26 protein-coding genes are annotated in these 24,143 nt (G+C 63.8%); 19 read left to right on the top strand and 7 right to left on the bottom strand.

Features of this window, described 5'->3' with window-relative positions:
• Window positions 1-2: 2 nt before the first annotated feature.
• Window positions 3-521, bottom strand: coding sequence for a MarR family transcriptional regulator (locus VGE08_RS15350; protein ID WP_331068785.1), 519 nt, complete (start codon window positions 519-521; stop codon window positions 3-5).
• 171 nt (window positions 522-692) lie between these two features.
• On the opposite strand from VGE08_RS15350, the gene VGE08_RS15345 reads away from it, so the two are divergent.
• Window positions 693-1,256 (top strand): carboxymuconolactone decarboxylase family protein, encoded by a 564-nt coding sequence (locus tag VGE08_RS15345; protein WP_331068784.1) that lies wholly within the window; start codon window positions 693-695, stop codon window positions 1,254-1,256.
• Window positions 1,253-2,110, top strand: a complete 858-nt coding sequence (locus VGE08_RS15340; protein WP_331068783.1) for an NAD(P)H-binding protein — start codon at window positions 1,253-1,255, stop codon at window positions 2,108-2,110. The genes VGE08_RS15345 and VGE08_RS15340 overlap by 4 nt, the downstream gene beginning before the upstream one ends.
• A 23-nt stretch (window positions 2,111-2,133) precedes the next feature.
• Here VGE08_RS15340 and VGE08_RS15335 read toward each other — a convergent pair whose 3' ends face one another.
• Genes VGE08_RS15335 through VGE08_RS15320 form a run of 4 tightly spaced genes read right to left on the bottom strand, consistent with a single transcriptional unit; the run spans window position 2,134 to window position 4,787 of the window.
• On the bottom strand, window positions 2,134-2,619 hold the full coding sequence (locus VGE08_RS15335; protein ID WP_331068782.1) for a hypothetical protein: 486 nt from the start codon (window positions 2,617-2,619) through the stop codon (window positions 2,134-2,136).
• Between the two features lie 58 nt (window positions 2,620-2,677).
• Window positions 2,678-3,223, bottom strand: coding sequence for a flavin reductase family protein (locus VGE08_RS15330; RefSeq protein WP_331068781.1), 546 nt, complete (start codon window positions 3,221-3,223; stop codon window positions 2,678-2,680).
• A 12-nt stretch (window positions 3,224-3,235) separates the two neighbouring features.
• Window positions 3,236-4,123, bottom strand: a complete 888-nt coding sequence (locus VGE08_RS15325) for a flavin reductase family protein (RefSeq protein ID WP_331068780.1) — start codon at window positions 4,121-4,123, stop codon at window positions 3,236-3,238.
• 16 nt (window positions 4,124-4,139) lie between these two features.
• Window positions 4,140-4,787, bottom strand: coding sequence for a carboxymuconolactone decarboxylase family protein (locus tag VGE08_RS15320; protein WP_331068779.1), 648 nt, complete (start codon window positions 4,785-4,787; stop codon window positions 4,140-4,142).
• A 280-nt stretch (window positions 4,788-5,067) separates the two neighbouring features.
• On the opposite strand from VGE08_RS15320, the gene VGE08_RS15315 reads away from it, so the two are divergent.
• The 6 genes from VGE08_RS15315 (at window position 5,068) to VGE08_RS15290 (ending at window position 12,526) form a co-directional block, all read left to right on the top strand.
• Window positions 5,068-7,341: a TonB-dependent receptor gene (locus tag VGE08_RS15315; RefSeq protein WP_331068778.1), complete on the top strand. Its 2,274-nt coding sequence runs from the start codon at window positions 5,068-5,070 to the stop codon at window positions 7,339-7,341.
• Window positions 7,342-7,366: 25 nt separating this feature from the next.
• Window positions 7,367-8,335: an NAD-dependent epimerase/dehydratase family protein gene (locus VGE08_RS15310; protein WP_331068969.1), complete on the top strand. Its 969-nt coding sequence runs from the start codon at window positions 7,367-7,369 to the stop codon at window positions 8,333-8,335.
• 98 nt (window positions 8,336-8,433) lie between these two features.
• On the top strand, window positions 8,434-8,655 hold the full coding sequence (locus VGE08_RS15305) for an acetyl-CoA carboxylase biotin carboxyl carrier protein subunit (RefSeq protein WP_331068777.1): 222 nt from the start codon (window positions 8,434-8,436) through the stop codon (window positions 8,653-8,655).
• Between the two features lie 6 nt (window positions 8,656-8,661).
• Complete coding sequence (locus tag VGE08_RS15300) at window positions 8,662-10,224, top strand: acyl-CoA carboxylase subunit beta (RefSeq protein ID WP_331068776.1); 1,563 nt, start codon at window positions 8,662-8,664, stop codon at window positions 10,222-10,224.
• 7 nt (window positions 10,225-10,231) lie between these two features.
• Window positions 10,232-11,062, top strand: a complete 831-nt coding sequence (locus tag VGE08_RS15295) for an SDR family oxidoreductase (protein ID WP_331068775.1) — start codon at window positions 10,232-10,234, stop codon at window positions 11,060-11,062.
• A 45-nt stretch (window positions 11,063-11,107) separates the two neighbouring features.
• Entirely contained in the window at window positions 11,108-12,526 is a 1,419-nt protein-coding gene (locus VGE08_RS15290) for an acetyl-CoA carboxylase biotin carboxylase subunit (protein WP_331068774.1), read from the top strand.
• Here the strand turns inward: VGE08_RS15290 and VGE08_RS15285 are convergent.
• A complete protein-coding gene (locus VGE08_RS15285) occupies window positions 12,474-13,160 on the bottom strand; it encodes a TetR/AcrR family transcriptional regulator (RefSeq protein ID WP_331068773.1) in 687 nt (228 codons plus the stop codon). The two genes, VGE08_RS15290 and VGE08_RS15285, sit on opposite strands and share 53 nt — an antisense overlap.
• Before the next feature lie 88 nt (window positions 13,161-13,248).
• Here VGE08_RS15285 and VGE08_RS15280 point away from each other — a divergent pair, with 88 nt between their 5' ends.
• From VGE08_RS15280 to VGE08_RS15230, 11 genes are read left to right on the top strand one after another with little or no spacing between them, the layout of a single operon-like run.
• A complete protein-coding gene (locus VGE08_RS15280; RefSeq protein ID WP_331068772.1) occupies window positions 13,249-14,982 on the top strand; it encodes a class I adenylate-forming enzyme family protein in 1,734 nt (577 codons plus the stop codon).
• Window positions 14,983-14,999: 17 nt separating this feature from the next.
• Complete coding sequence (locus VGE08_RS15275) at window positions 15,000-15,245, top strand: tautomerase family protein (RefSeq protein ID WP_331068771.1); 246 nt, start codon at window positions 15,000-15,002, stop codon at window positions 15,243-15,245.
• A 57-nt stretch (window positions 15,246-15,302) separates the two neighbouring features.
• Complete coding sequence (locus tag VGE08_RS15270) at window positions 15,303-16,280, top strand: LysR substrate-binding domain-containing protein (RefSeq protein WP_331068770.1); 978 nt, start codon at window positions 15,303-15,305, stop codon at window positions 16,278-16,280.
• Window positions 16,281-16,332: 52 nt separating this feature from the next.
• Complete coding sequence (locus VGE08_RS15265) at window positions 16,333-17,091, top strand: hypothetical protein (RefSeq protein WP_331068769.1); 759 nt, start codon at window positions 16,333-16,335, stop codon at window positions 17,089-17,091.
• Window positions 17,092-17,103: 12 nt separating this feature from the next.
• A complete protein-coding gene (locus VGE08_RS15260) occupies window positions 17,104-18,300 on the top strand; it encodes an acyl-CoA dehydrogenase family protein (protein WP_331068768.1) in 1,197 nt (398 codons plus the stop codon).
• Complete coding sequence (locus tag VGE08_RS15255) at window positions 18,300-19,067, top strand: SDR family oxidoreductase (RefSeq protein ID WP_331068767.1); 768 nt, start codon at window positions 18,300-18,302, stop codon at window positions 19,065-19,067. Before VGE08_RS15260 ends, VGE08_RS15255 begins: the two co-directional genes overlap by 1 nt.
• A gap of 16 nt (window positions 19,068-19,083) precedes the next feature.
• The gene (locus tag VGE08_RS15250) at window positions 19,084-19,962 is read left to right on the top strand and encodes a 3-keto-5-aminohexanoate cleavage protein (protein WP_331068766.1); all 879 of its coding nucleotides are present in this window, start codon (window positions 19,084-19,086) and stop codon (window positions 19,960-19,962) included.
• A complete protein-coding gene (locus VGE08_RS15245; RefSeq protein ID WP_331068765.1) occupies window positions 19,955-20,437 on the top strand; it encodes a PaaI family thioesterase in 483 nt (160 codons plus the stop codon). The genes VGE08_RS15250 and VGE08_RS15245 overlap by 8 nt, the downstream gene beginning before the upstream one ends.
• Window positions 20,434-21,498: a fumarylacetoacetate hydrolase family protein gene (locus VGE08_RS15240; protein ID WP_331068764.1), complete on the top strand. Its 1,065-nt coding sequence runs from the start codon at window positions 20,434-20,436 to the stop codon at window positions 21,496-21,498. Before VGE08_RS15245 ends, VGE08_RS15240 begins: the two co-directional genes overlap by 4 nt.
• A 45-nt stretch (window positions 21,499-21,543) precedes the next feature.
• Window positions 21,544-22,038 (top strand): VOC family protein, encoded by a 495-nt coding sequence (locus tag VGE08_RS15235; protein WP_331068763.1) that lies wholly within the window; start codon window positions 21,544-21,546, stop codon window positions 22,036-22,038.
• A 42-nt stretch (window positions 22,039-22,080) separates the two neighbouring features.
• Window positions 22,081-23,406 (top strand): MFS transporter, encoded by a 1,326-nt coding sequence (locus VGE08_RS15230; protein WP_331068762.1) that lies wholly within the window; start codon window positions 22,081-22,083, stop codon window positions 23,404-23,406.
• 18 nt (window positions 23,407-23,424) lie between these two features.
• Here the strand turns inward: VGE08_RS15230 and VGE08_RS15225 are convergent, their stop codons facing one another.
• Window positions 23,425-24,135, bottom strand: a complete 711-nt coding sequence (locus tag VGE08_RS15225; RefSeq protein ID WP_331068761.1) for a dienelactone hydrolase family protein — start codon at window positions 24,133-24,135, stop codon at window positions 23,425-23,427.
• Window positions 24,136-24,143: the final 8 nt, after the last annotated feature.

Raw genomic sequence — 24,143 nt, 5'->3', positions numbered from 1 at the left:
GCTTAGAGATCCTCGCTCGGTGCCACGTCGCCGTGCGCCGCGGCGTCCGCGCTCAACGCGTCGAGAATGCGCAAGAGCATGTCACGTAGTGTCGCAACTTCGGACTTGCTGAACCCGCTCAGTGCAATCTCGTTGATCTCGGTTGCATACTTGGACAGGGAGCGCTTCAGGTCCTTGCCGGCGGAAGTCAGATAAATGTTGATCTTGCGGCGGTCATCGGGATTGCGGCTGCGGCGAATCAGCCCGCGCCGTTCGAGGTTGTCCATGGCGGCAACGGTGGTTGGCTGGGTGAGGCCCAGCTCGGCGCTCAGATCCTTCTGAGTCAGGCCGTCTCCTTCCCATAGCCGGCGCAGGAAGAACCACATGCTGATCGAGACATCGTGCTCCGCGAGACGCTGCTCGAGCGCGCGCGTGAACGCGCGGAACGTCTTGCGCACCAGATAGCCCATGCTGTCATCGAGCGCGGTCCGCCTGGCCGAGCTACCCGCACCCTGTGCCGTTGCACGCTTGCCTTGAGCCACTTGCCAGTCCTCTGCTCGTTGATAGATGCCGAAGTATATGCCATCTCAGGAATCGGCAGGGCGTTCGCGCCGGTCGGTGCTTGCGGACGCTCGGCCGCGGCGAGCGGCGCGCTGGGTGACGGATTCGAAGCGATCTCGTACAATAAGATATCGAATTAATGGCCACGGTCCATGAGCATGTCCCCGCTGCCTCGTTTGGAGTTCCATGAGTTGCCGCCGAGCCTGGCCGCCAAGCTCGAGCCGCGCGTGCAGCGGCTCGGCTACCTCGGAGAGTTCTTCCGCTGCGCGGCCCATCAGCCCCAGGCGCTCGAGGCGTTCATCGACTTCACCGAGGCTGCCAAGCGCGACCTGCCGAAGCGGCTCGTGGAGGTCGTCGCGCTCACTGCGGCACGATGGATGGATAACGCGTATGAGCTGAATCAGCACGAGCGGCTGTCGGTCCGCCTCGGGTTTGGGCGGGACTGGGTGGCCGAGGTCATCGCGCTGCGCCCCAGTGAGGCCAAGCTGATGAGCCGCGAAGATTGCGAGGTGCAAAGCCTGGTGCTCACAGTGCTCGAAAGCCGCGGCAAGGCGGCCGGTCCGCTGTTCGAGCAGAGCGTGCGCTCGCTCGGAGCGGCGAATGCGATTGCAGTGATGATGGTCATCGCTCGCTACGTGGCGCATGCGATGATCGTCAACACGCTCGCTCTGGCGCCGCCCGTACCTTCAATCTTCGAAGATGGGTTCAACGGATGAGTGCCGTGCCGACCATTCTCGTTGCGGGAGCAACCGGCAAAGTGGGCCGGGAACTGGTGAAACTGCTGCTCGATCGCGGCCAGGCGGTGCGGGCGCTGACCCGCCATCCCGAAACCGCTCGGCTGCCGGGGGGCGTCGAAGTGGTGCGCGGGGATCTCGACGACGCGGAAGCGATCGAGCGCGCACTCGCGGGCATCGACCGCATGTTCTTCATGGGGCCGGACACAAGCTTGCCTGCCCAGGCGGCGAACCTTGCCCGTGCCGCGCGCTCGTCGCCGCTGCGGCATGTCGTCATGCTGTCCTCGCTGGCCGCCGAAATGACCGATTCCAATCCGCTCGCGCTCGAACATCGCGAGGCCGAGCGCATTATCGAAGCGTCTGGGTTCGACTGGACGCTCTTGCGCGGCGGAGCGTTCAGCTCCAACACGCTCGGCTGGGCGCAAGCCATCAGGAACGAAGCTACCGTGCGATGCGTGCTGCGGAACATTCCATATGCGCCGATCGACCCTTACGACATCGCATGCGTCGCCGCCGAAGCGCTCACAGCGACCGGGCACATCGGCCAGACTTATGCGCTAACGGGTGAGGAATCGATCACGCCTGAACAGCAGACTCAAGTGCTGGCAACGCTACTCTCGCGCCCCTTGCGTTTCGTCGAGCTTTCGGACGACGAGGCGCGCGCCGCGTTCCGGCGCGTTTACGCCAACCAGGCTGAGGCGGACGGAAAGTTGCGCGCGCTGCGTTCGCCCGAAGCGCCGTGGAATTTCCCGCGCCCGGACACGCGGCGGATCACCGGGCAGCGCTCGCGCACCTACCAAGAGTGGGCGCAACGAAACATCGACGCATTCCGATAAGTTGCGCGCAGCGCGGAGCCTGATCAGCCAGCGCGCTGCTGCGCGCCTGCCTGGCTAACCTTCGCACGCCACTTCTCGAGCGTCTGCGTCTGTAGATATTCCTGCTGCATTTCAGACGTGAGCACTTCGAACAGGACCGCGTTCTCGACCCATACCTCGATGATGCCGAATTGATCGCCTCGGCGAAGATACCGCGCCATCCAGCCTTCCTGTTCGGCAAGCGCGAATACTTCCTCGCGCGTGAGCGGTGTCCCAATTGCAGCATGCGTCGCCGAGCGTCGCAGCTCCTTGGCGGCCGCGGGCCACTTCTCGTCGCGATCCTCGCCGGGCGTCAGGACATAGCCGCGCGGATAGACCTCGACCGCCGAATTGCGATCATCGCCTGCCATCGCCATCCATGATCCCTTCGCGCCTTGCGGAAATGCGAAGGCTTCGCCGCGCCACAATCGCGCGAGCGCCTGCGCGACGCGGGCCGGGTCGTCTGCTGCAATGGAAAGATGGAAGATCATACGCCTGCACCTCTTCAGATTGACCGGGCAACACGCACAGCGTCCATCGTGCGCGGGCTCATTGAGACTGTAACATCGGGTCGGTTTGACGGATCGACCGATAGCGACCGTTGAGATAGATCAGTGGGTTCACTTCCCCGTGAAGCAAGACGCGCTCCACCAGGCCGATCACGATGCCATGCGTGCCGTACTGGTGGACCGCGTCCATCGAGCAAATGAGGCTGGCCTGGGCATCACCAAGATACGGAGTTCCTGTGTCGGAGTCATCACGCCAGTCGCCCACCGCGAAGCGCGCTTCGCCTTTGCGTGCGCCGCTGCAGGCGGCCGACACAGCTTCGTGCGCGGCCGAGAGGACATTGATGCAAAAACGGCTGCCCGCGGCGAGGACCGGATAGATCGACGCTTCGCGATTTATGCACACCAGCAACGAGGGCGGATCCAGCGACAGCGATGTAACGGCGGACGCCGCCATCGCATATCGTTCGCCTGCCCGTCGCGAGCTCACTACCGCGACAGAGGCGGCCATGCGACGCATTGCCTCCCGCATCTGTTTTGCGAGATCGGGGGCCGTGGGCGTCGGCGTGGACTGATCGCCAGGAGGCATGAAGTTACTCCTTCATATCGTGACGCATGATTGCTCAGCCGCTGCTTGCGAGGCACAGATCGCCGCCAACAGCGCTGATCGCACGTCGAAGTGCGCAAGATGTTGGCGCGCAATTGCAGCTAGAGTCTGGCGCGTCGCCAGCCGGTGACCGCTGCGGAACTCGTTTACTTCATCACTGCTCGGCAACTCCTCCGCCAGCGCGAGACGCGCCAATTCTTCGGAGGACCATTCGCCGCACGAGTGTAGTGCCGCAGGCAGCCCGTCGACGCCGACCGCGCGATCGCTATGAATACGAGGCAGGCTGAACACTGCGGGACCGCTCGCGCGGCAATACCAATCATCGCCCATGCGTGCCACGGCATCGAGTGCCTGCGGATCGATGCTCATTGAATCGGCCGTGAGCACTCGATCATCAATATGCATCACACGGATCTGGCAGATGACGAGCGTCCCGGCGCCCCGCGCGGTGCCGAGCGGAATCGACTGGATGAGCGTGCATTCGAACGCGATCGACGCTTCAGCGACGCGCGGCGGCTGCACCTGCAAGGAGGGGACCGGGGTGAAGCCGGTCCTGGCGAATTCATCCACGCCGTTCGGATAGGCGACGCTGGCCAGGTTCATGCGCTCGACGATCGCATGGCTCACGATGTGGATCACTGCCTCTCCACTCGCCAGGACGTTCGTCAGCGTGTCTTTCTTGGCCCGGTCCGCGGGCTGGGTCACTGAGAACACAGCTACGGGCGGCGCGGCGCTCATGAGATTGAAATAGCTGAACGGCGCGAGATTGCGCTGGCCCGCGGCATCGATCGTGCTCACGAGCGCGATCGGGCGCGGTGCAATTGCCCCGACCAGGAAGCGATAGGAAGACCGGCCCTTGGCGGTACTGAAATCGATGTGCATGGCTGGCTCGATCGGGTCAGCGCGATGGCAGGTTCAGCGGCGCGGCGCCGGGACGGTATGCATACCCCGGCGGCGCGGGCACTTCGACGATCGGATCCGGCCGGTCGTCGAACTCCAGGCGCAGCGCGCGGGTCATGGTGGAATGCATGATGTACATGGAAGTGAAGTACGTGAGCTCGAGGATCTGCTCTTCGTCCAGGTGCCGCTTGAGCTCATCGAACAATGCATCCGGCGTTCGCCCGTGCTGCTGGCACAAGCAATCCACATAAGCGAGAACGGCGCGTTGTGGCGCGGTGTAAGCGGATGAGACCTGCCAATGCGGGATGGCGGCCACACACGCTTCGTCGGCACCTTCTCCACGCAGGACCTTGCAGTGCTGGGAGTACGCGAACTGGCAGCCGCATACCCAACCCACGCGTGTAATCGCCAGTTCGCGCAGGATGGGGTCGAGCTTGCGATTGGGGCTCTGCCAGGCTTGAAAGCCGCGCATCGCGTGCTCGAGCAGGTCGGGGGATTGGGCGAAGACTGTCTCCCAGTTGCCCGGCGCGCCGCTCGCGGTGCCGGGCTCGGCCACCGGATCGCGGTCACCGAACTTGCGCTGGTACACGTATGCGGTCACCGGATCGGTGACCTCGGCTCGGCTCACTTGGCGTAGGCGCGGCATGCGGGTTCTCCACGAGTCGTTGTACTGAAAAGTATATTGCATGGGGCATCGCGCAGCCAGCGGACCTGCCGCTGAAGCGGCGGCGACGGCTTGGCGGCGCTCGTCCGAAAAGCACCCGGTGGGCGCATTCGGAGCGACATTAATAGGGAAGTTGCCACTCGGTCATCGGCTCTTTCGGACTTTGCGATACGTCAGGGGCTATACAGATTCGTTGTGATGTGCATAATGCGATAAAAATACTTCGAGGTCGTATAATTATATCAGTAACGGGGTGGGGGAAATGAAAAATCCAAGCTCAATCGTAACCGCTGCGGTCGTTGCGACGCTGGCGCTCGCCAGCGGACAGGCCGCGGCACAGGACACTGCGAACAACCAGAGCGCGGGCCAGGACCTCCTGCAGATCGAACAGGTGATCGTCACGGCCCGCAAACGCGCCGAGCAGGTGCAGGACGTGCCGATCTCGATCACTGCATTGTCCGGGCAGGACCTGCAAGAGCGTGACGTGACGACGCTCGATCAGCTGGATCGATTTACGCCAGGCCTGACGTTCCAGTCCGGCGCGCGTACCGGCGGCGGCGGCTCGACCGCTACGGTCTTCATCCGCGGCATTGGTCAGATCGACTACAACCCGCTGAGCGATCAGGGTGTCGGCGTGTATGTCGACGGCGTGTTTCTCGGCCGCGCGACGGGTCAGGTGATGGACGTGGTGGATCTCGCGCGCGTCGAGGTGCTGCGCGGTCCGCAGGGCACGTTGTTCGGCAAGAACACCATCGGCGGCGCGATCAATATCGTCTCGGCGCTGCCGACCGGCGAGACGGGTGGATACGTGGAGCTGCGCGCCGGTTCCTATGATCAGTTCGATCAGAAGCTCGGGCTGCAATTGGCCGTCACCGACAATCTCACGACCAAGCTGTCGTTGTCGAACCGCCGCCGCGACGGTTACGCCAAGAGCCTCATCACCGGTGATGAATTCGGCGACGTGGACAGCCAGAGCGCGCGTTGGGTGACGCATTGGTCATCGCCTGAGAACAACCGCAGCTTCGTGCTCATCGCCGACGGCACTCGCCAGCGGCAGGCCGGACAGTTCAATCGTCTCATCGGCACGGTGGGTTCGGCGCCCGGCACGATTCCGACGATCTATAACAATGTGATCGCCGGTCCGCCGTATGGCCCGTTCGACAGCAGCTGGGTGACGACCGGGGACTTCCAGAACAACGCGGCGCAGAGCGATCTCAACTTCAACGACCTCGATGTGTTCGGCGTGTCCGGCACGTTGGAGTGGGAACTGACTCCCGACGTGTCCATCACTTCGATCACCGCGTTCCGCACGCTCGAGGCGGCCGTCGGGCTCGACACGGACAGCGCTCCGCAGCGCATTCAGGAAATCGAGGGCTACACGGACCAGAAGCAGTGGAGCCAGGAGCTGCGGCTCGCCGGCGCCAGCTTCGAGGACGCCCTGCAGTGGATGGTCGGCGCGTACTACTTCACCGAAGAGATCGACGAGCTCAGCCGCAATCGCATTGCGCCCGAGGTGCCCGTCATCAACACCGATCAGTGGATGAACCCCGAGACGAAGACCTGGGCGTTGTTCACGCAACTCACCTATGACTTCACCGACAAGTTCAGCGTCACGGCGGGCCTGCGTTACAGCGAAGAGACGAAGGATCTCGACGCGTTCTCGATCCGCGTCCCGACCAACACGCCGCTGATCCCAGCCGGCACGCAGCGCCACGCCGAATGGGACTCGTGGACGCCGAAGTTGAGCTTCGAGTACCACGCGAGCGACTCTGCGTTGCTGTACGTCTCCTACGCTGAAGGGTTCAAGAGCGGCGGCTTCAACTATCAGGTCATCAATGGCATCCAGGATCTGCAGCCGTACGATCCGGAAACCGCGACGACCTACGAGGCGGGCTTCAAGACCGAGTGGTTCGACAGCCGCCTGCGCGTCAACGGTGATGTGTTCTACAGTCAATACGATGATCTGCAGTTCCGCGCGACCTTCTCGGGCGGTGCCGGCGCGTGCCCGCCGTCCGCGGGATTCTGTTCGCTGGTTTACAACGCCGCCGAAGTGGTCGTGAGTGGCGCGGAGCTGGAAATCACGGCGCGGCCGGCACGCGGCTTCGACATATTCGCGGGGCTCGCGTACATCGACAACGAGTTCGAACGCGTCGATGACCGCTTGCGCCCGACATTCAGCGAGCGCTCGCAGTTGCCGAAGACGCCGGAATGGGCGGCGAACCTCGGCCTGCAGTACGAGATGCCGATCTCCTTCGGCTCCGTGGTGCTGCGAGCGGACTATGCATACAAGAGCAGCATGTTTACGGATTTCGAGAACAGCCCTTCGATCGAGCAGGATGCGTTCGGACTGTTGAGCCTGCGTGCCGCGCTGCGCTCGGCCGACGAGCGCTGGGAGTTCGCTGTGTCCGGCCAGAACGTGACGGACGAGACATATATCACCAGCGGCTTCAGCTCCGGCTTCGTCGGCATCTCCGTGGCCTCATATGGATTGCCGGCCACATGGACGGCGTCCGTGCGCTACCGCTTCGGTGAATGAGAGCACGGGGAGCGCGGCCTTGCGTGTGCTAGTGACAGGAGCGACGGGCTATATCGGCTGTCACGTCGTCTCGGCACTGCAGGAATGCGGGCACCGCGTGATAGCGGCGGTGCGCACGCGCGATTCGGCGCGACGCCTCACAGATGAAGGCGTCGCAGTCGAAGTCACGCTGGCCGATCTCGACGATCCTGGGTCCATGGCATCCGCGGCTGCTGCCGCGGATGCGACGATCCATCTCGCGTTCGATCACCAGGCCCGGGATCTGAGCTTGGCGATGCAGAAAGACGAGCGCGTGATTCGTGCAATCCTGCACGCGTATGCCGGCACGCAGAAGTGCCTTGTCGTAACGACCGCGACCGGCATGTTGGGCAACACCGGACCCGTGCCCGTCGATGAGTCATTTGCAGGTGAACCGGGCTTCGTGCTCGAACGCCGCAGAGCTGCCGAAGCCCTGTTGAAGGAGGGTAGCAGGGCCGGTGTTCGCAGCGTCTCGATCCGCGTGCCGGTCATCACGCACGGATTTGCGGCGAAAGGTCTATTGCAGCGTCTCATGCTTGCAGCGCAAGCGGAGGGCATTAGCGGATTTGTCGGAACGGGGGTCAACCGCCTGCCCACGGTGCATGTTCGAGATCTCGCGCAGCTGTATGTCAGCGCGCTCGGCGTCGGGTCTTCGAGCATATACAACGCAGTTGGCGCGGAGATTTCGATGCGTGCGCTTGCCGAGTCCATCGGCGCGGCGCTTGGTGTGCCTGTGCGCAGCATCTTGCGACATCGTGCTGACGATCTCTGGGGAGCGTTCTACACGACGCTTCTGACACTGGATAACAGACCAAGCGGCGCCCGCGCACGCGCTGAGCTCGATTGGGCCCCGTACACGTCGACGCCTACTCTGGTGCAAGACATCTTGACGTTTGCGCCGATCGAGTCCGCCGCGGCCAGTGCAGGAATGCCCGGCGGGCCGATGCGCGTGAGCGGTTCCGCGAGGCTTCACTGAAATGATCGCGAGCACCGGCCTGGCTTCGATCGTCGTCGGGTGCGCGATCCGGACGGGGTGGCGTTCATTGGTTTCGCAGCAGGGGTATCGGTTACACGATGGCTAGAGTTGAAGTCACTGCCAGCATCGCCGGCATCGTCCTGAGGCTCGAGGCAGCTGAGGGCGCGCATGTGAGCGAAGGCGAGCCGATCCTGATCCTCGAATCCATGAAGATGGAGATCCCCGTTGAAGCGCCGTGTGCGGGGCGCGTCGTGCGCCTGCACGTGGCTGTAGATGGCGCTGTGGCGGAAGGCGACGTGGTCGCAACGGTGGAGAGCTGACACACCATGTCGCAATCCGATCGCAGTTGGGCTGAGCAGATCGCCGAGCTGCGTGCGCGGCAGGCCGCGGCGCTCGAGATGGGCGGGCCAGAGAAGGTCCGCATTCATCGCGAGCGGGGCAAGCTGACTGTGCGCGAGCGCATCGACCAGCTGCTCGATCGCGGTAGCTTTCGCGAGCTGGGCTCGATCACCGGAGCGGCAAGCTACCGCGAGGACGGCACGATGAGCAGTTTCGTGCCTGCCAATTCCCTGTTCGGGCGCGGCAAGATCGATGGCCGTGTCGTGGCGGTGTGCGCAGATGATTTCACCGTGCGCGGCGGCGCTGCGGACGCAGCGATTCACGAGAAGCAGATCCAAGCCGAGCAGATGGCGCATGAGCTCGGTCTGCCGATGGTGCGGCTCATCGACGGCAGCGGTGGCGGCGGCTCCGTCAAGATGCTCGAGACGAATGGTTACACCTACGTGCCGGCGAATCCCGGCTGGAACTGGGTGGTGGCCAACCTCGCGCGCGTGCCGGTGATCTCCCTCGGCCTGGGCTCCATCGCCGGGCTCGGCGCAGCGCGGCTGGTGTCGAGTCACTATTCCCTGCTGTTGCGCGACGTGGGCCACATGTTCGCAGCAGGGCCGGCCATCGTTGCGGCGCTTGGCCAGAACGTCTCCAAGGATGAGCTTGGCGGTGCGGAAGTTCACGCTCGCAGCGGCGCGATCGACGACATCGCGGAGAACGAGGCGGACGCGTTCGAAAAAGCGCGGCGCTTCCTCTCGTATCTGCCCTCGAACACCGATGAGCTTGCACCGCGCGCTGCGCCGGAAGATACACCTGAGCGCTGCGAGCCGTGGCTCGATGAGATCGTGCCGCGCAACCGAAGGCAGGTCTACAAGATGCGTCAGGTGCTCGAGGGCGTGCTCGACCGCGGCAGCTTCTTCGAGATCGGCAAGCGATGGGGGCGCTCGGCGATCACCGGGCTTGCGCGTCTGGACGGCTGGCCGGTCGCGATCATCGCGAGCGATCCGATGATCTACGGCGGCGCATGGACGGCGGACTCGGCGCAGAAGCTGGTGCGGTTCATCGAGCTCGCCGAGACATTTCACCTGCCCGTCGTGCACTTCGTCGACATCCCCGGCATGCTGGTCGGCGTCGAGGCGGAGAAGGCGGGCACGATGCGCCATGGTGCGCGCGCGCTCGCGAGCGTGTATCAGGCGACCGTTCCATGGTGCACGATCATCGTGCGCAAGGCTTTCGGCGTCGCGGGCGCCGCGATGTGCAATCACACGCGCTATCGTTATCGCTACGCGTGGCCGAGCGCCGACTGGGGCTCGCTGCCGATCGAAGGCGGGATCGAGGCTGCGTACAAGGCGCAGCTCGCGGCAGCGGCTGACCCGGAAGCGCTCAAAGAGGAAATCACGGAGCGACTGAACCGCGTCCGCTCGCCGTTCCTCACGGCTGAGCGATTCCTCATTGAAGAGATCATCGCGCCACGCGAGACGCGTCCGCTCTTGTGCGAATTCGCCAACCTCGCGGCGCCGATGCGCCGTCCCGGGCGCGCGCTATTCACCTTCAGGCCGTAGCGCGACCATGGCAGCGGCTTGTCTGGAGACTCTGTTCGCACTGCACGGCAAGACCGCGCTCGTCACCGGTGGCGCGCAGGGCATCGGCCGCATGCTGGCCGAAGTGATGCTCAGAGCCGGAGCGCAGGTTCTGATTACCTCACGTGAAGAGCAGGTGGCAACCGACGCGGCGGCGCGTCTCAACGCGCTGAATGCGACCGGCGCTGCCATGGGGCTGGCTGCTGACATTTCAACCGAGGAAGGCGTCGTCGGGCTCGCACAGCAGGTGCGCGGGCGCTGCGATCGCTTGTCCATTCTCGTCAACAACGCGGGGCGGACGTGGGGCGCGGCGCTCGACAGCTTTCCTCACCATGCATGGCAGTCCGTGTTCGCAGTCAATGTCGCGGGACTCTTCACGCTCACACGCGAGCTGTTGCCAGTGCTGAAAAACGCAGCGTCTGCCGAAGATCCCGCGCGCGTCGTGAACATCGGCTCGATCGCGGGCAGCCAACCAGTCAGCGAGGGCGCGTACTCATACGCGGCATCGAAAGCGGCGGTACATCATCTGACTCGGATCCTCGCCAAGGAGCTGATCTCTTCCAGCATCACAGTGAACGCGATCGCACCGGGATTGTTCGTGACGCGCATGACTGCGTTCGCAACCACAGAAGCGTCCAGCCGCGAGCGCGTCGCACAGAACGTGCCCGCCCGGCGGCTCGGATGCGAGCAGGATCTTGCAGGCGCGCTCCTGTTCCTTTGCGGCCGCGGCGGCGCGTATGTGACCGGCTCGATCATTCCAGTGGATGGCGGCCTGAGCGTGGATTGCAGTCGGCCGCTGTGGGCCGGAGCCACGGCATGAGGATCAATGCAGTCATTCGTGCAGACTTCTTGCGGGCACACGACCATGGCGCTGTTTAGCCGCGTTCTCGTTGCCAACCGCGGGGAGATCGCCTGTCGCGTGATTCGCGCGTGTCACAAGTTGGGTCTGCAGGCCGTTGCGGTTTACTCCGAGGCGGATGCGGGCGCGCTCCACACCGAGCTTGCGGATGATCGCATCTCAATAGGTCAGGCCGCGGCACGAGAGAGCTATCTGCGCGCTGAGCGCCTCATCGAAGCGGCCTTGCGTTCGGGAGCGCAAGCGGTGCATCCCGGCTATGGCTTTCTCGCTGAGAGTCCGTGTTTCGCGCAGGCGGTTCGTGATGCTGGGTTGATCTGGGTAGGGCCTGAGCCGCGCACGATTGCTGATATGGGCGACAAGCAGCGCGCCCGCGACATCGCCTTGCAAGCGGGTGTGCCGGTACTGCCCGGCTCCCGTGCATTCCGTGCCGAAGAGCCCGTGGATGCGTTGCATGCCGCGGCAACTGAGGTCGGCTACCCACTGCTAGTGAAGGCGGCCGCTGGCGGCGGTGGTATCGGCATGAGGCTCGTGACCAGTGCCGATGAGCTACCAGGCGTGGTGTCAGCTACTCAATCGTTGTGCAAACGATCTTTCGGCGACGGCGCAGTCTATTTCGAGCGCTTCATCGCCAGCGCGCGACACGTCGAGGTGCAGGTCTTCGGCGACGGCAAAGGGCGCGCCGTGCACCTGTTCGAGCGCGACTGCTCGATCCAGCGGCGGTACCAGAAGGTCGTCGAGGAGAGTCCGGTACCGAACTTGCCGGACACGCTGCGCCTCGCGCTCACAGAGGCGGCCGTGAGGCTGGCCGAGATCCAGCGTTATGCGGGGCCGGGCACGGTCGAGTTCCTCGTCGACGCAGCGGGCGGGCGGTTCTACTTCCTCGAGATGAACACGCGCGTGCAGGTCGAGCATTGCGTCACCGAGATGGTCACCGGCCTGGACATCGTCGCGATGCAGCTGGCGCTTGCGAACGGCGAGTCGAGCATGCCGGCGCAGGATGGCATTCGCGTGCGCGGTCATGCGATCGAGTGCAGGGTCTGCGCTGAGGATCCAAAGGCCGGCTTGCGGCCTTCGACCGGGCGGCTCAGCCGCTTCGACCTGGGGCCGCCGTCGGACGACGTGCGCATCGAGACGGGTTATCGGGCTGGCGATGTCGTCAGCATGTACTACGACTCGCTGCTCGCGAAGATCATCGTGTGGGCACCTGACCGTGCCAGCGCCGTGCGTCGCATGGCGGAAGCGCTGGATCACGCACGCGTGGAGCAGGTGGCGACGAACCTGAGCCTGCTACGCGCCATTCTCACGCACCCGAGCTTCGCCGCCGCCGAGGTGGACACGCGTTTCCTCGAGCAGCACGCGATGCAGCTCGGTCTTACGCCGGCTGCGAAGCCCGCTCATGTGCCTGCCCGGCTGCCCGCAGCATGATTACCAGGAACTGCTCGATGACCTGCTCCGGCGCAACAGTGCCTTTCGGCTGGTACCACGTGTACATGTACCCGAGGATGCCGCCGATCGCGAGCGCCGTGAGATGCACGTTCTGCTTCGGCAGGATGCCAGCGGCCACTCCGTCATCGAGCAGCTTCATGAGGTCGCGGTGAAAATCTCGCGACATGTCGCGCATCTGCGTGCGCACTTTGGGGCTGAGAAACGCTTGCTCGCGATGATAGAGCGAACCTGCCTTGAACAGACGGATGTGATTGTCGAGCAGTTGGCGCAGGCCGAACCGCAGCCGCTGCTCGGCGCTCTGCTTGGCCTCCGCGGCCGGCTTGAGCGAGCTCAGGGTGACCTTCGCGGATTCGAGCGTGAGCGTGTCGAGGATCTGCGACTTGTCCTTGAAGTAGTAATAGACGAAGGGTTTGGTGACTCCGAGATGTTCGCACAGGGCATCCATGGTGGTGCCGGCATAGCCGCGCTCGAAGAACAGCTCGGCGGCGGCGTCCAGGATGCGCTGGCGGTTCCGGTCGCGTTTGGCAACGCGGTCGGCGGACGCCTGCACGCGCTGGGCGGATCCGGCGAGCTTGCCGCGCGCGGCGCGTTGCGCAAGGGCCTGCTGTGACATTCATGTCTCCTGGTGCTATGTGCGGATCATACCAAAGCGCCGGCATACAGCGCGCGCTGATATATACCCATCGGTATGAGATGGTGCCATGACGCCCCAACAGCTGTTTCGAGCGCTGGTTGCCAGCGGTGATGTCGTAGCCGACAAGCTCGATGAGATCAGCGCACGCGCCCCGGACAGGACTTTCATCTACTACGGGGAGGAGGACAGGCCAGTCAGCTACGCGGAGTTTCGCCGTGAGGCGGATCGGCTCGCCGCGGGCCTGGCCGCGCTCGGCGTCCAACCCGACGATCGCATCAGCGTATTCACCCGCAATTCCTATATAGCGGCACTGGCGATGTTCGCGGCGTGGCGAGCAGGCGCGGTCTACTGCCCGGTCAATTTCCTCTACACGGGGAAACTGCTCACGCATCAACTCGCCGACACCGCACCGAAGGTGCTGCTGACGGATGTGAATATGAGCTCCGTCCTGGCCCCTATCCTCGGCGAGTTGCGGCTGCCCAAGCTGGTCATGCATCTGCCGCGCGAGTCGGACCATGACTTCACGGGTGCCAGTATGCCGCCATCCCTGGCTCGCGCCACTACGGTCCATCGGCTCGATGACGTTATGGCCACCTCGGGTCATTTCACACCCGTGGCTCGCGGCTACGGCGACGTCGCGAACATCGTCTACACATCGGGCACCACCGGCCCCGCGAAAGGTGTCGTGCAGCCCTTCCGCTGGATCAATCAATATACGTTCCTCTATCGGCAGCTGCTGAATGCCGATGACACGCTCTACTGCGATCTGCCGATGTACCACGTCGGTGGCGCGTTCTTCAGAGTCGCCAAAGCAGCGTGGCTCGGTGCCACCGTCGCGCTCTACGACAAGTTCAGCTCCACTCACTTCTGGCAGCGCATCGAGCGTTCGGGCGCGACGCACGCGATTCTGCTCGACGTGATGGTGCCGTGGCTGATGAGTGCGCCGCACGAGGCGCACGAACGGCAGAACGCTTTGAAGATGGTGCACATGCAGCCGCTGCCCCCGAATCACAACGATGTCGCGCGACGCTTCGGCATCGATTTCGTCACGTGCGGATTTGGACAGACTGAATCGGGGCTGGGCTTTCTGAGTCTCATCGAAGAGTGCCCCGAGGGTACGGGTACCGCCGCGGCACAGTGGCGGGGACGCCCCCGCGGCGACATTCTGAGCAGCGCTGCCGCGCATGGTGTGATGCGTGTCGATGGCACCGCGTCGCTCAAGAAGGGCTTCATGGGCAAGCCGTGTGCCTTGTTCGATGTGTGCCTGCTCGATGATGCCGACGCTGCTTTGCCAGATGGAGAGATCGGGCAGCTCGCCATCAGGCCGCGCTTCCCGGAGCTGCTGCTGAAGACCTACTTCAATCGGTCGGAAGCAATGTTGAAAGCTTGCAGCAACCTGTGGTTTCACACGGGCGATGCGTGCTCGCGCGACGCAGACGGGGTGTATCACTTCGTCGACCGCATGGGAGACGTATTCCGTGTGCGTGGAGAAAAGGTTTCGTCCTACACCATCGAGGCGTTGCTGAATGAACATCCGAAGATACGTGCCACTGCAGCGGTCGCCGTGCCGGCGGCGGTGGGCGAGGAAGAGGATTGCGCTGTGTTCGTGCAGCTCATCGAAGGCGAGAGCTTGAGCGCGGACGCGCTCCTGGAACACGCGCGCGAGATCATGCCCAGATACATGGTGCCGAAATACGTGCGGTTCATCGACGCACTGCCGCTCACGCCCACGAACAAGATCGAGAAGTACAAGCTCAGGCAGCGGCTACTCGAGGAACTGCGCTCCGGCACGAGTGCCTGAGCGCGGCGGGAATCGTCATGCCGATCGTCACCATCAAATGCATCGAGCGCGTGCTGTCCGAGGATGAGCAGCACCGGTTGATAGACGCGATCCACGAAGCCTTCGTGCAGGTTGTGGGCGAGGCCGTTCGTCCCCACCTGATCGTGTTGATGGAAGAGGTGCGCAGTGGCTTGTGGTCCCGCGGCGGCGAGCGGTTGACGTCGGAAGGGGTGCGCGCGGGCCGCAGCGGTGCGCGCAAGCGCGATACAGAGGGTGACCGGTGAGACGACGCGCATACCAACGCGTTTGCCGTCCACCGAACAGGCACGGGGGCTGAATCGATGGACGTGCGCCAGTTGCGCTATTTCGTGCGAATCGTGGAGGCTGGCAGTTTCACCAAAGCGGCCGAGCAGCTGCACATCGCACAGCCGGCGCTGAGCTTTGCGATGCGCAAGCTCGAGGAGGAGCTTGGTCAACAGTTGCTGCTGCGTCACTCGCGCGGCGTGGAGCCGACTGCGGCGGGTGCCATCCTGGTGCAGGGCGCGAACGAGGTTCTCGACAAGGTCGCCGAGACAGTCCGCAAGCTCAGAAGCTGTGCGCAGGGCCTGCACGGCGAGCTGACGGTGGGTATCCCGCCGAGCGTCAGCGATTGGCTCGCCACCGAGCTGGTGCGTCGTTGCACGCGTGAGCTGCCGCATGTGCATGTCGGGCTGGTCGAGGACTTGAGCCCGGTGCTGATCGAATGGGTCGAGCTTGGACGACTCGACATGACGCTCGCTTTCCAACCCAGCGAAACGCGTGGCCTGATGGTCGAGCCGTTGCTGACGGAGGACCTGTATTTCGTCACGTCCGGCAGCGCGCCGGAGGGCGACTGCATCTCCGTCGCCGAAGTGACGCAGTACCCGCTCGCAATGGTCTCGGCGGCGAACGGCGTAATCCGTCGCAAAGTGTGCGAGGCGGCGAAGGCGCAAGGCATCAAGGTGAACATCGCATTCGAGATGCAGTCGCTCGCGATCGTGCGGCGGCTCGTCGAGCAATCACTGGCGAGCTCGATCCTGCCGTTCGGCGTCGCTTCGCGCCTGGCGCGCGGCGGCAGTATCACCGCACGACGGATCGTGGCGCCCACGATCAGCGTGACGACTGCGCTTGTTTCGTCCGCGGATCGACCGTTCAGCGCGCCGCTAGGCGCAGTGCAGGAGATCATCCGAACCTTGCTGTCGGAGCGCTCCGAACCGGTCATGGCGAGTGCGATCGGGGCCAGTCGCTACAGCGTGGAGTCCCTTGCCGCGGCCAGCACCATAAAGCGCATGTTTGCCTAGCATACACATTCCATCTTGGACGCACGGAGCTGCGACTCCTAGCATTGATTCCATGATCGATCGCTGCCCCACACCCGCACGAGCGCTGTTGACGAAGCACCTCATCGTCGCGCGCGCGCAGGTTGGGATGTCGCGGACGCAAGCGTTGGATCATCTGCGCAATCGGCACGCACTGTTGGTCAGCGCAGCGTCGAATCTGCGGCGTAGTCTCAAGCGCTATGTGCAGAACCCCGTGATCGAGGCAGGGACTGTCACGCTGGCTTGCGACTGGATCGTCGAAGCGTGGTACGACGAAAGCATCGAGTTCGTCGAACCGCCGCGCGAAGACGACGTACTCGCCGTGCGCGAGGATCTGCAGACGTTCGTCGATATGGCCGGCTTGCTACGCCTGCGCGTGTTCGAGGCGCCGATTTTTGGCGACAGAGCTTCGGGTGTGGTGCGGCTGTTCAGCTTCGTAAAACGGCGCAGCGGCTGTAGTGCAGATGATTTCAGGGCTGCCTGGTATCGAGAGGGCAGCGAGCTGGTGAGTGCCCGCCGGGCTGCCGGCATGAGCATGCATGTCCAAAATTATCCATTGCGCGCGGCAGCCGCAGACGCCGGTTACGACGTCATCGACGCTTTCGGATTTGCCTGCGAGCGCGATGCGAGCCGCTTCGTCGAGCGGGCGCTGCATTTGCCGCTTTCGTTCCAGCTGTGTGACGAGTCGAGGCCGGCGACGGTGATCGCGCGCGCTCATTCCATCTTCGACGACTTCGATCAGGCGCGCATCAGTTGCGCGAAGAGCCCGGTTGGCGCAATACAGGCAGGCTAGCGGAGGACGATCGTGAGCTACGAGGCTGAGTCGCAACTCATGGCGGCCAAGCCGCCGCCTTCGGCGGTTCCGACAACCGAGGAACTCATCAGACGCGCGCGCGCCATGATTCCGGTATTGCGTGCGCAGGCGGAGGTGACCGAGCGTAACCGGCGCGTCGCGCCGCAAGCCATCGAAGCCTTTCGCGCTGCCGGATTCTTCAAGCTGCTGCAGCCTGCGCGATTCGGTGGCTTGGAGCGTGGCTTCTCGGACCTGATCCGGATCAATTTCGAGCTCGGTCAGGGCTGCGGCAGCGCTGCCTGGTGCGCCAGCCTGGGTATGGTGCATCAGTGGTTCCTCGCATTGTTTCCTTCGCTCGCGCAGGAAGAGGTCTGGGCCAATCCAGACACGATTCTGGCCGGCGCCTATGCACCGAATGGAACATGCAAGGCGGTGCCGGGCGGCTATTACGTCAGCGGCAAATGGCCGTATGCAAGCAATTGCGAGAACGTGGATTGGCTCATGGTCGGCGTGATGGTGCCGCCGCGCGCCACGGGCGAGGCGCCGAAGCACGCGATCCTGCTCCTGCCGAAGGAGCAGGCGCGCATCGAGGATACCTGGCATGTCGCTGGTCTGGCAGGCACCGGCAGCAAGACCATCGTGATCGCCGAAGAGACCTTCGTTCCCGAACATCGAATGCTGCCGCGCTCGGACATGCTCGAGGGCTGTGCACCCGGTGCGCAGGTCAACACTCATCCGCTGTATCGAACTCCGTTCTACGCCGCGCTGCCGTTCTCTCTGGTCTCGCCGCTCATCGGCATGGCGCAAGGGGCGGTCAATGAGTCGATCGCCTGGGCGCGCGGGCCGAAGGCTGCGCTGCCTTATGTGCAGATGGCGATCGCGGAGGCGTCCGCGGCGGTGGAAACAGCACGCACTGTCATCGAGGCTCGCGTCGCTGCAGTGGAACGAGCGGTCGGCGAAGGAACAGTGAGCATCGACGAGCGAGTACGCAACCGGCGCGATCAGGCGTACGCGGGCAAGCTGGCCGCACACGCGGTCGATCAGTTGCTGGCTGCGCAGAGCGCGAGCGGGATGGCCCTCGGCTCGGCGATCCAGCGTCACTGGAGAGACGTCAATGCCGCCGCTCGCCATGTGAGTCTGCATTGGGGCGACGTGAGCCTGCTCTACGGGCAGCACCGACTCGGATTGAACCCGAAAGGCAATTTCTGATGAACGGACTCGCGCGCAAAGCGGCGTTGGTGACCGGCGGCGCCTCCGGTATTGGCCTGGCAACCGTCGAGGCGCTTACCGCGGCCGGTGCGGCCGTGGCCATCAACTTCCTTCCGGGCGATGCAGGTGGCGAGGAAGCAGTGACGCAGCTAGAGCGCGCAGGCGCAAGCGTCATTGCTGCGCCGGGTGATATATCGGTGGCTGACGCGGCGACGGCGGTCGTCGATCTCGCAGTGGCGAAGCTGGGCCGTCTCGACTACCTCGTGAACAATGCTGGCATCGCCGGTACGCGCGAGCCGATTCCAGCGCACGATCTCGATCGGCTTGACGAAAGTTTCTGGACCCAGCTGCTGTCGACCAACCTCATGGGATCGTTCTGGTGCACTCGCGCGGCTGCATCCGCGTTGCGCGCAGCACGCGGCGCGGTCGTGAACGTTGCCTCGATCGCCGGGCTCGACGGGGTAGGCAGCAGCATCGCGTACAGCGCAAGCAAAGCTGCGCTGGTGAATCTCACAAAGAATCTTGCGCGCGGTCTTGCTCCGAATGTGCGCGTCAACGCGGTCGCTCCCGGTTACGTCGCCACGCCATGGACTCGATCATGGCCCGCCGAAAAGCTTGCGAGCGCTGTTGAAGCCACTTTGCTGAAGCGCGCGTGTACGGCGGAAGAAGTTGCTGACGTGATTGTGTTTCTCTGCGAGCGCGCGGCGATGATCACAGGCCAGACGATCGTCGTCGATGGTGGACTGATGCTCGGCGAGCGAGCGTAACGAGTCGAGCGCAGCCATGACCCCAACAATCATCTCGTGTGCAGTGACAGGCGGCGGCGATACGGTCGGTAAGCATCCGGCCATTCCCGTGAAGCCCGCTGAAATTGCCGAAGCTGCGATCGGCGCGGCGCGGGCCGGTGCGGCGATCGTGCACATCCATGTGCGCGACCCTGCCACCGGATCGTGGAGTATGTCGCTCGATCTCTATCGAGAGGTCGTGAATCGCATTCGCGACAGCGGCACGGATGTGCTGATCAATTTGACCACCGGCGTCGGCTGCTTCTTCTTCCCGGGCAAGGAAGATCCAGGCGTCCCCGGCCCGGGCACTTGCATGTGCTCGCCTTACGAGCGGGTCTGCCATGTGCTCGAGTTGCGGCCGGATATCTGCAGCCTCGATCTGAACACGATGTGGATCAATGATCGGGCGATCATCAATCCGCCGGAGCATATCGCGGAGATGGCGCAGCTGATCCGTTCGGTTGGGGTGATTCCCGAGCTCGAAGTGTTCGACAGTGGCGACGTCCATCTCGGGCGGAAGCTCATCGACTCTGGCGTGCTGCAGGGGCCCGGGTACTTCCAGATCGTGCTCGGCCTGAACTATGGCGCGAGTGCGACGACCCGCACGCTGATGTACATGCGCGAGCTGTTGCCTCCCGACGCTGTGTGGGGCGCATTCGGCATCGCCAGGCATTCCTATCCGATGCTGATGCAGTCGTTCCTGCTCGGTGGCCACGTGCGCGTCGGACTCGAGGACAACCTCTACTTGAAGCGCGGTGTGCTTGCACCTGACAACGCGGCGATGGTGCGCAAGGCCGTCGATCTGATCACGGCGCTCGATGGCGAGCCTGCAACACCAGCGCAAGCGCGCGCGATCCTTGGGGTGCGCCGTGGTTAAGCGTTTCGATCAGGGTGGCATATCCGCGCAGTCGGTGCGCGCTTTGTTCCTTACATCCGCTTTCGTGCAGTTCCTGCGTTTCGATGTCGTTGCCGAAGATGCACAGCGCGGCACCGTCAGTCTTCGGCTGCCTTTCGACCATCGCTACACGATCGTCTCGGATCTCGGTCACTACCACGGCGGCGTGATTGCTGCGTTCGTGGACATTGCCGCGTCGATGTGCTGTGTCATGGCGACCGGTACACCGACGCCCACAGTGGATTTGCGGATCGACTATCTGCGCAGTCCTCGCAACGTCGATCTAATCGCGGATGCAAAGATGTGGAAAGCCGGGCGCAGCATCGCGACGGCGGATGTCGTCATCAGGGATGCCGACGGCATTACGTACGCGCTCGGTCGCGGTGCGTTCAGCGTCAGCAACTCGAAAGCATCGATGTTCCCAACGCTACCAGCGGAGCAGGAGGGGACGCGATGAAGATCGTCACCTTCGAGGTCGCGACCCCGCTTGGCAAGGTGACTCGGCTCGGGGCGTGGATCGAGCACGATGGCGCACCTCGCGTGGTAGATCTCAACGCGGCATTCACGAGCTATCTGATCACTTGTACCGATGAGCCGACTCCGCGCGAGTACGCTGCGCTGCGTATTCCGCCGGACATGGTGGGTTGGCTGCGCGCTGGCGCCGAAGGGCGGCGAGCCGCGATGGCTGCGATCGACTATGCGCAATCGCAAGCGGATCGCTGCGGCCACCAGGGCGCGCGACTGTTGTACGACCGTAGCGAAGTGCGGCTGCTAGCGCCGCTGCCGCGCCCGAGCTCGTTTCGCGCGTTCTCAATCTATGAGGAACATATGACGCGCGCGCAGGTGACACCGATGACTGGCGGCGATCGCCCGTATCGCAAGAGCGTGCACTGGTTCCGAACGCCGCCCTACTACAAGGGAAGCTGCACCAGCTTCGCGGGTCCGGATGATCCGGTGCCGTTCCCGTACTACACGGAAAAGCTCGATCTGGAGCTGGAGATCGCGATCGTCATTGGACGCGAAGCTCGCAATCTGAGTGTCGCCGAGGTGCCGTCCTGCATCGCCGGCTACGCCATGCTGATCGACAGCAGCTGCCGCGACGGCTACGGACGCGAGCCCTTCGGTCCGACCAAGCGCAAGGACTTCCACACGGCGCTCGGCCCATGGCTGGTCACGCCGGAGGAACTCGATATCCAGAACCTGGCGTGCTCGATCGAGGCCGACGGGAAGGTATGTTTCGCAGGCTCCACCGCGGCCCCGCACAGCTTCACGCCGGCGCAACTCGTGGCCTATGCCTCCGACAACGAGACCTTGTACCCGGGCGACCTGCTCGCCACTGGAACGATCAGCTATGGCTGCTCGATGGACCACCATCATTGGTTCCGCGTCGGCCAGGAGGTGACGTTCCGGATCGAAGGGCTCGGTGCCATGACACTCAAAATCGTTGCCGGCGAGCGCGTGGTCGAGCACGTGCGCGGCATGCAGGGCTTGCTGCCGATCCCGCCGGATCTGCAATAACCCGACCTCCAACGCTTCGTATTACCAACAGTAGGGGCTCATCGCATGGTCACCGGCATTCATCACGTAGCACTGCGCTGTAACGATGCGCGCGAAACGATCGAGTTCTACAGGGACACGCTCGGTGCTTCACTCACGGCCGCGGTGAGCGGCGACACAGTACCGTCCACGGGAGAGTTCAGCCCACACATCAATCTGTTTCTGCGCTTGAGCGACGGCAGCATGCTCGACTTCGTGGAAGTGCCGCTGTCGCCCGCCGCACAGAAAGATCCGAATACGCCGAGTTGGGTGCAGCACCTCGCGTTGGTTGCTGACAGCGAGGAGGAACTGCTGGCTACGAAGCAGCGCTTGCAGAGCCGGGGCATCGCGGTCGTCGGTCCCGCCGATCACGGCTTCTGTAAGTCCATCTACTTCTTCGATCCCTCGGGGCATCGCATCGAGCTTGCATGGAATCACAATCTGCAGGCGCTCGACCAATTGAGCCTCCGCGCACAGCAGACGTATGAGCAATGGCTGGTGCAGAAAGCGCGCGGCTGGTGAGGGCGGCGTGATGATCGAAATTACGCTGCGGGAGAGACACTGATGGCGATGAGGCCGGGCACACGGCTGCTTGCCTGGATCATGCTCGGCCTGTTGTGCCTGGCTTACGTGTTCTCGATGCTCGATCGGGTGATCCTGAGCCTGCTCGTCGAGCCGTTGAAGCGCGATCTGGGCCTGACGGACCTGGAGGTAAGTTACCTGCAGGGCTTCGCGTTCATCATCATGTACTCGCTGGCCGGGTTGCCGATGGGCTACATCGTGGATCGCTGGCCGCGCATCCGGCTGGTGGCGATCGGCATCTCGCTGTGGAGCCTCATGACTGCGGCTTGCGGGCTCGCCTCACGGTACGTGACTTTGTTTCTTGGCCGCATCGGTGTCGGCATCGGTGAGGCGACGCTCGGGCCGGCGGCGTATTCCCTGATTCGCGACAGCTTCCCCGAGCGCCGGCTTGGTCTGGCGATGGGCATTTATAGTATGGGCGGCGCGCTCGGTGCGGGTCTGGCGCTGGTCGTGGGCGGCTACCTCATCCAATGGATGGACGTCATTGCGCCGCTGCGTCTGCCGTTCATAGGCGTGCTGCAAGCATGGCAGCTGACGTTTCTATTCGTTGGGCTGCCCGGGCTCGTCGTTGCACTCCTGATTGCATGCGTGCCGGAGCCGGCGCGCAGCGATCGCAGCCCATCGCGCACCTTCTCGTCGGTGAGCCGCGAACTGCGGGCGTTTCTCAGTGCGAATCGCAGAACATTGTTGTGCCACCATCTGGCCGTCGGGTTCTCGAACGTAGTCTGCTATGGCGCAGTGGCGTGGGTGGCGTCTTTCTTCATCCGAGTGCACGGTTGGCCGATCGGTCGGATCGGGCTATTCGCAGGCGTGGCAAATATCGTCGGCGGTCTGATCGGCATGGTCGGCGCCGGCTTCGTGAGCGATCGGCTGCGGGCGCGTGGAGCTCACGTCCGGCTCACGATCTGCATGTGTGCAGCTTTACTCGGCGCGATGGCCGCTGGCGCGTTCGCGCTGGTGAACAGTCCGGTCGCGGCCGCAGTGTTCTTCTGCATGATAATGGCATGCGCACTCGTGCCGGTCGGCGTCGCGGGCGCCGCGCTGCAGGAGATCACTCCATCGCATCTGGTGGGGTTCACGTCGGCGCTCTATCTGTTCGCGATCAGTATGATCGGCAGCGTCGGTCCGAGCGCGATTGCGTTCCTCGGTCAGTCGTTTTTCTCGGGCCAGGATGCGATTCGATACGCACTGGCGCTCGCTTTGCCGGTGAGCTTTATGCTGTCAGCGGCGTTGTTCTACGCTTCGATTCAGCCTTATCGACGCTCGGTTGTCAGCAGTGCGGGCACGGTTGCGGTCGCGCTCGGCTGAGCGCGACTTTGGGTCACTTCAGCCGGCAGAGAGATTGCGCGACAGGAACTCCAGCGTCCTTGCGTCCGCTGCTTGTGCTGATGCTTCGTGGTAAGCAGCGCTGCGGCGGCGTGCGAAGGCGTGGCCGGCCTCTGGATACACGTGGATCGCGACAGGCACCGGCAGGCCGCTCAACCCTTTGATGATCGCTTCGCGCGCGGGCGGTTGGCACAGATGGTCATTGCCCGCGATGTGCAGCATGAGAGGCTTGCCAATGCTGGTGGCTTCGCCGAGCAATTCCTGCAGGCCGATCCCGTAGTAGCCGACCGAAGCATCGACGTTGGAGCGTGTGGCCATGAGGTAGGCCAGTTTGCCGCCGAGGCAGTACCCGAGGGCGCCGACTTTGCCATTCGACGCGGGTAGTGCGCGCAAGTAGTCCATGGCTGAGATGCAATCGTTCACCGCGAGCGCAACATCGAGTTGCTGCAGCAGGCTCATGGCTTTGGTGCGATCCTGCTCACTGCTCGGATCGAGCTGTATGGCCGGCTGCGCGCGCCAGAAGAGATCCGGCGCGATCACGAGGAAGCCCTTCGCGGCGAGATCATCCGCCACTTCGCGCATCTGTGCATTCACGCCGAAGATTTCCTGGATCAGCACGATGCCAGGAGCCGGTCCATTCGCAGGACGAGCAAGGTAAGCCTGGAATGAGCGACCGTCGGAGCAGGGCAGGCAGATATATTCGCCGTTCATGAGTTTCT

This window comes from Steroidobacter sp., from assembly GCF_036406195.1.
Taxonomy (GTDB): domain Bacteria; phylum Pseudomonadota; class Gammaproteobacteria; order Steroidobacterales; family Steroidobacteraceae; genus Steroidobacter.
This window is presented reverse-complemented; position numbering and strand designations above follow the sequence as displayed.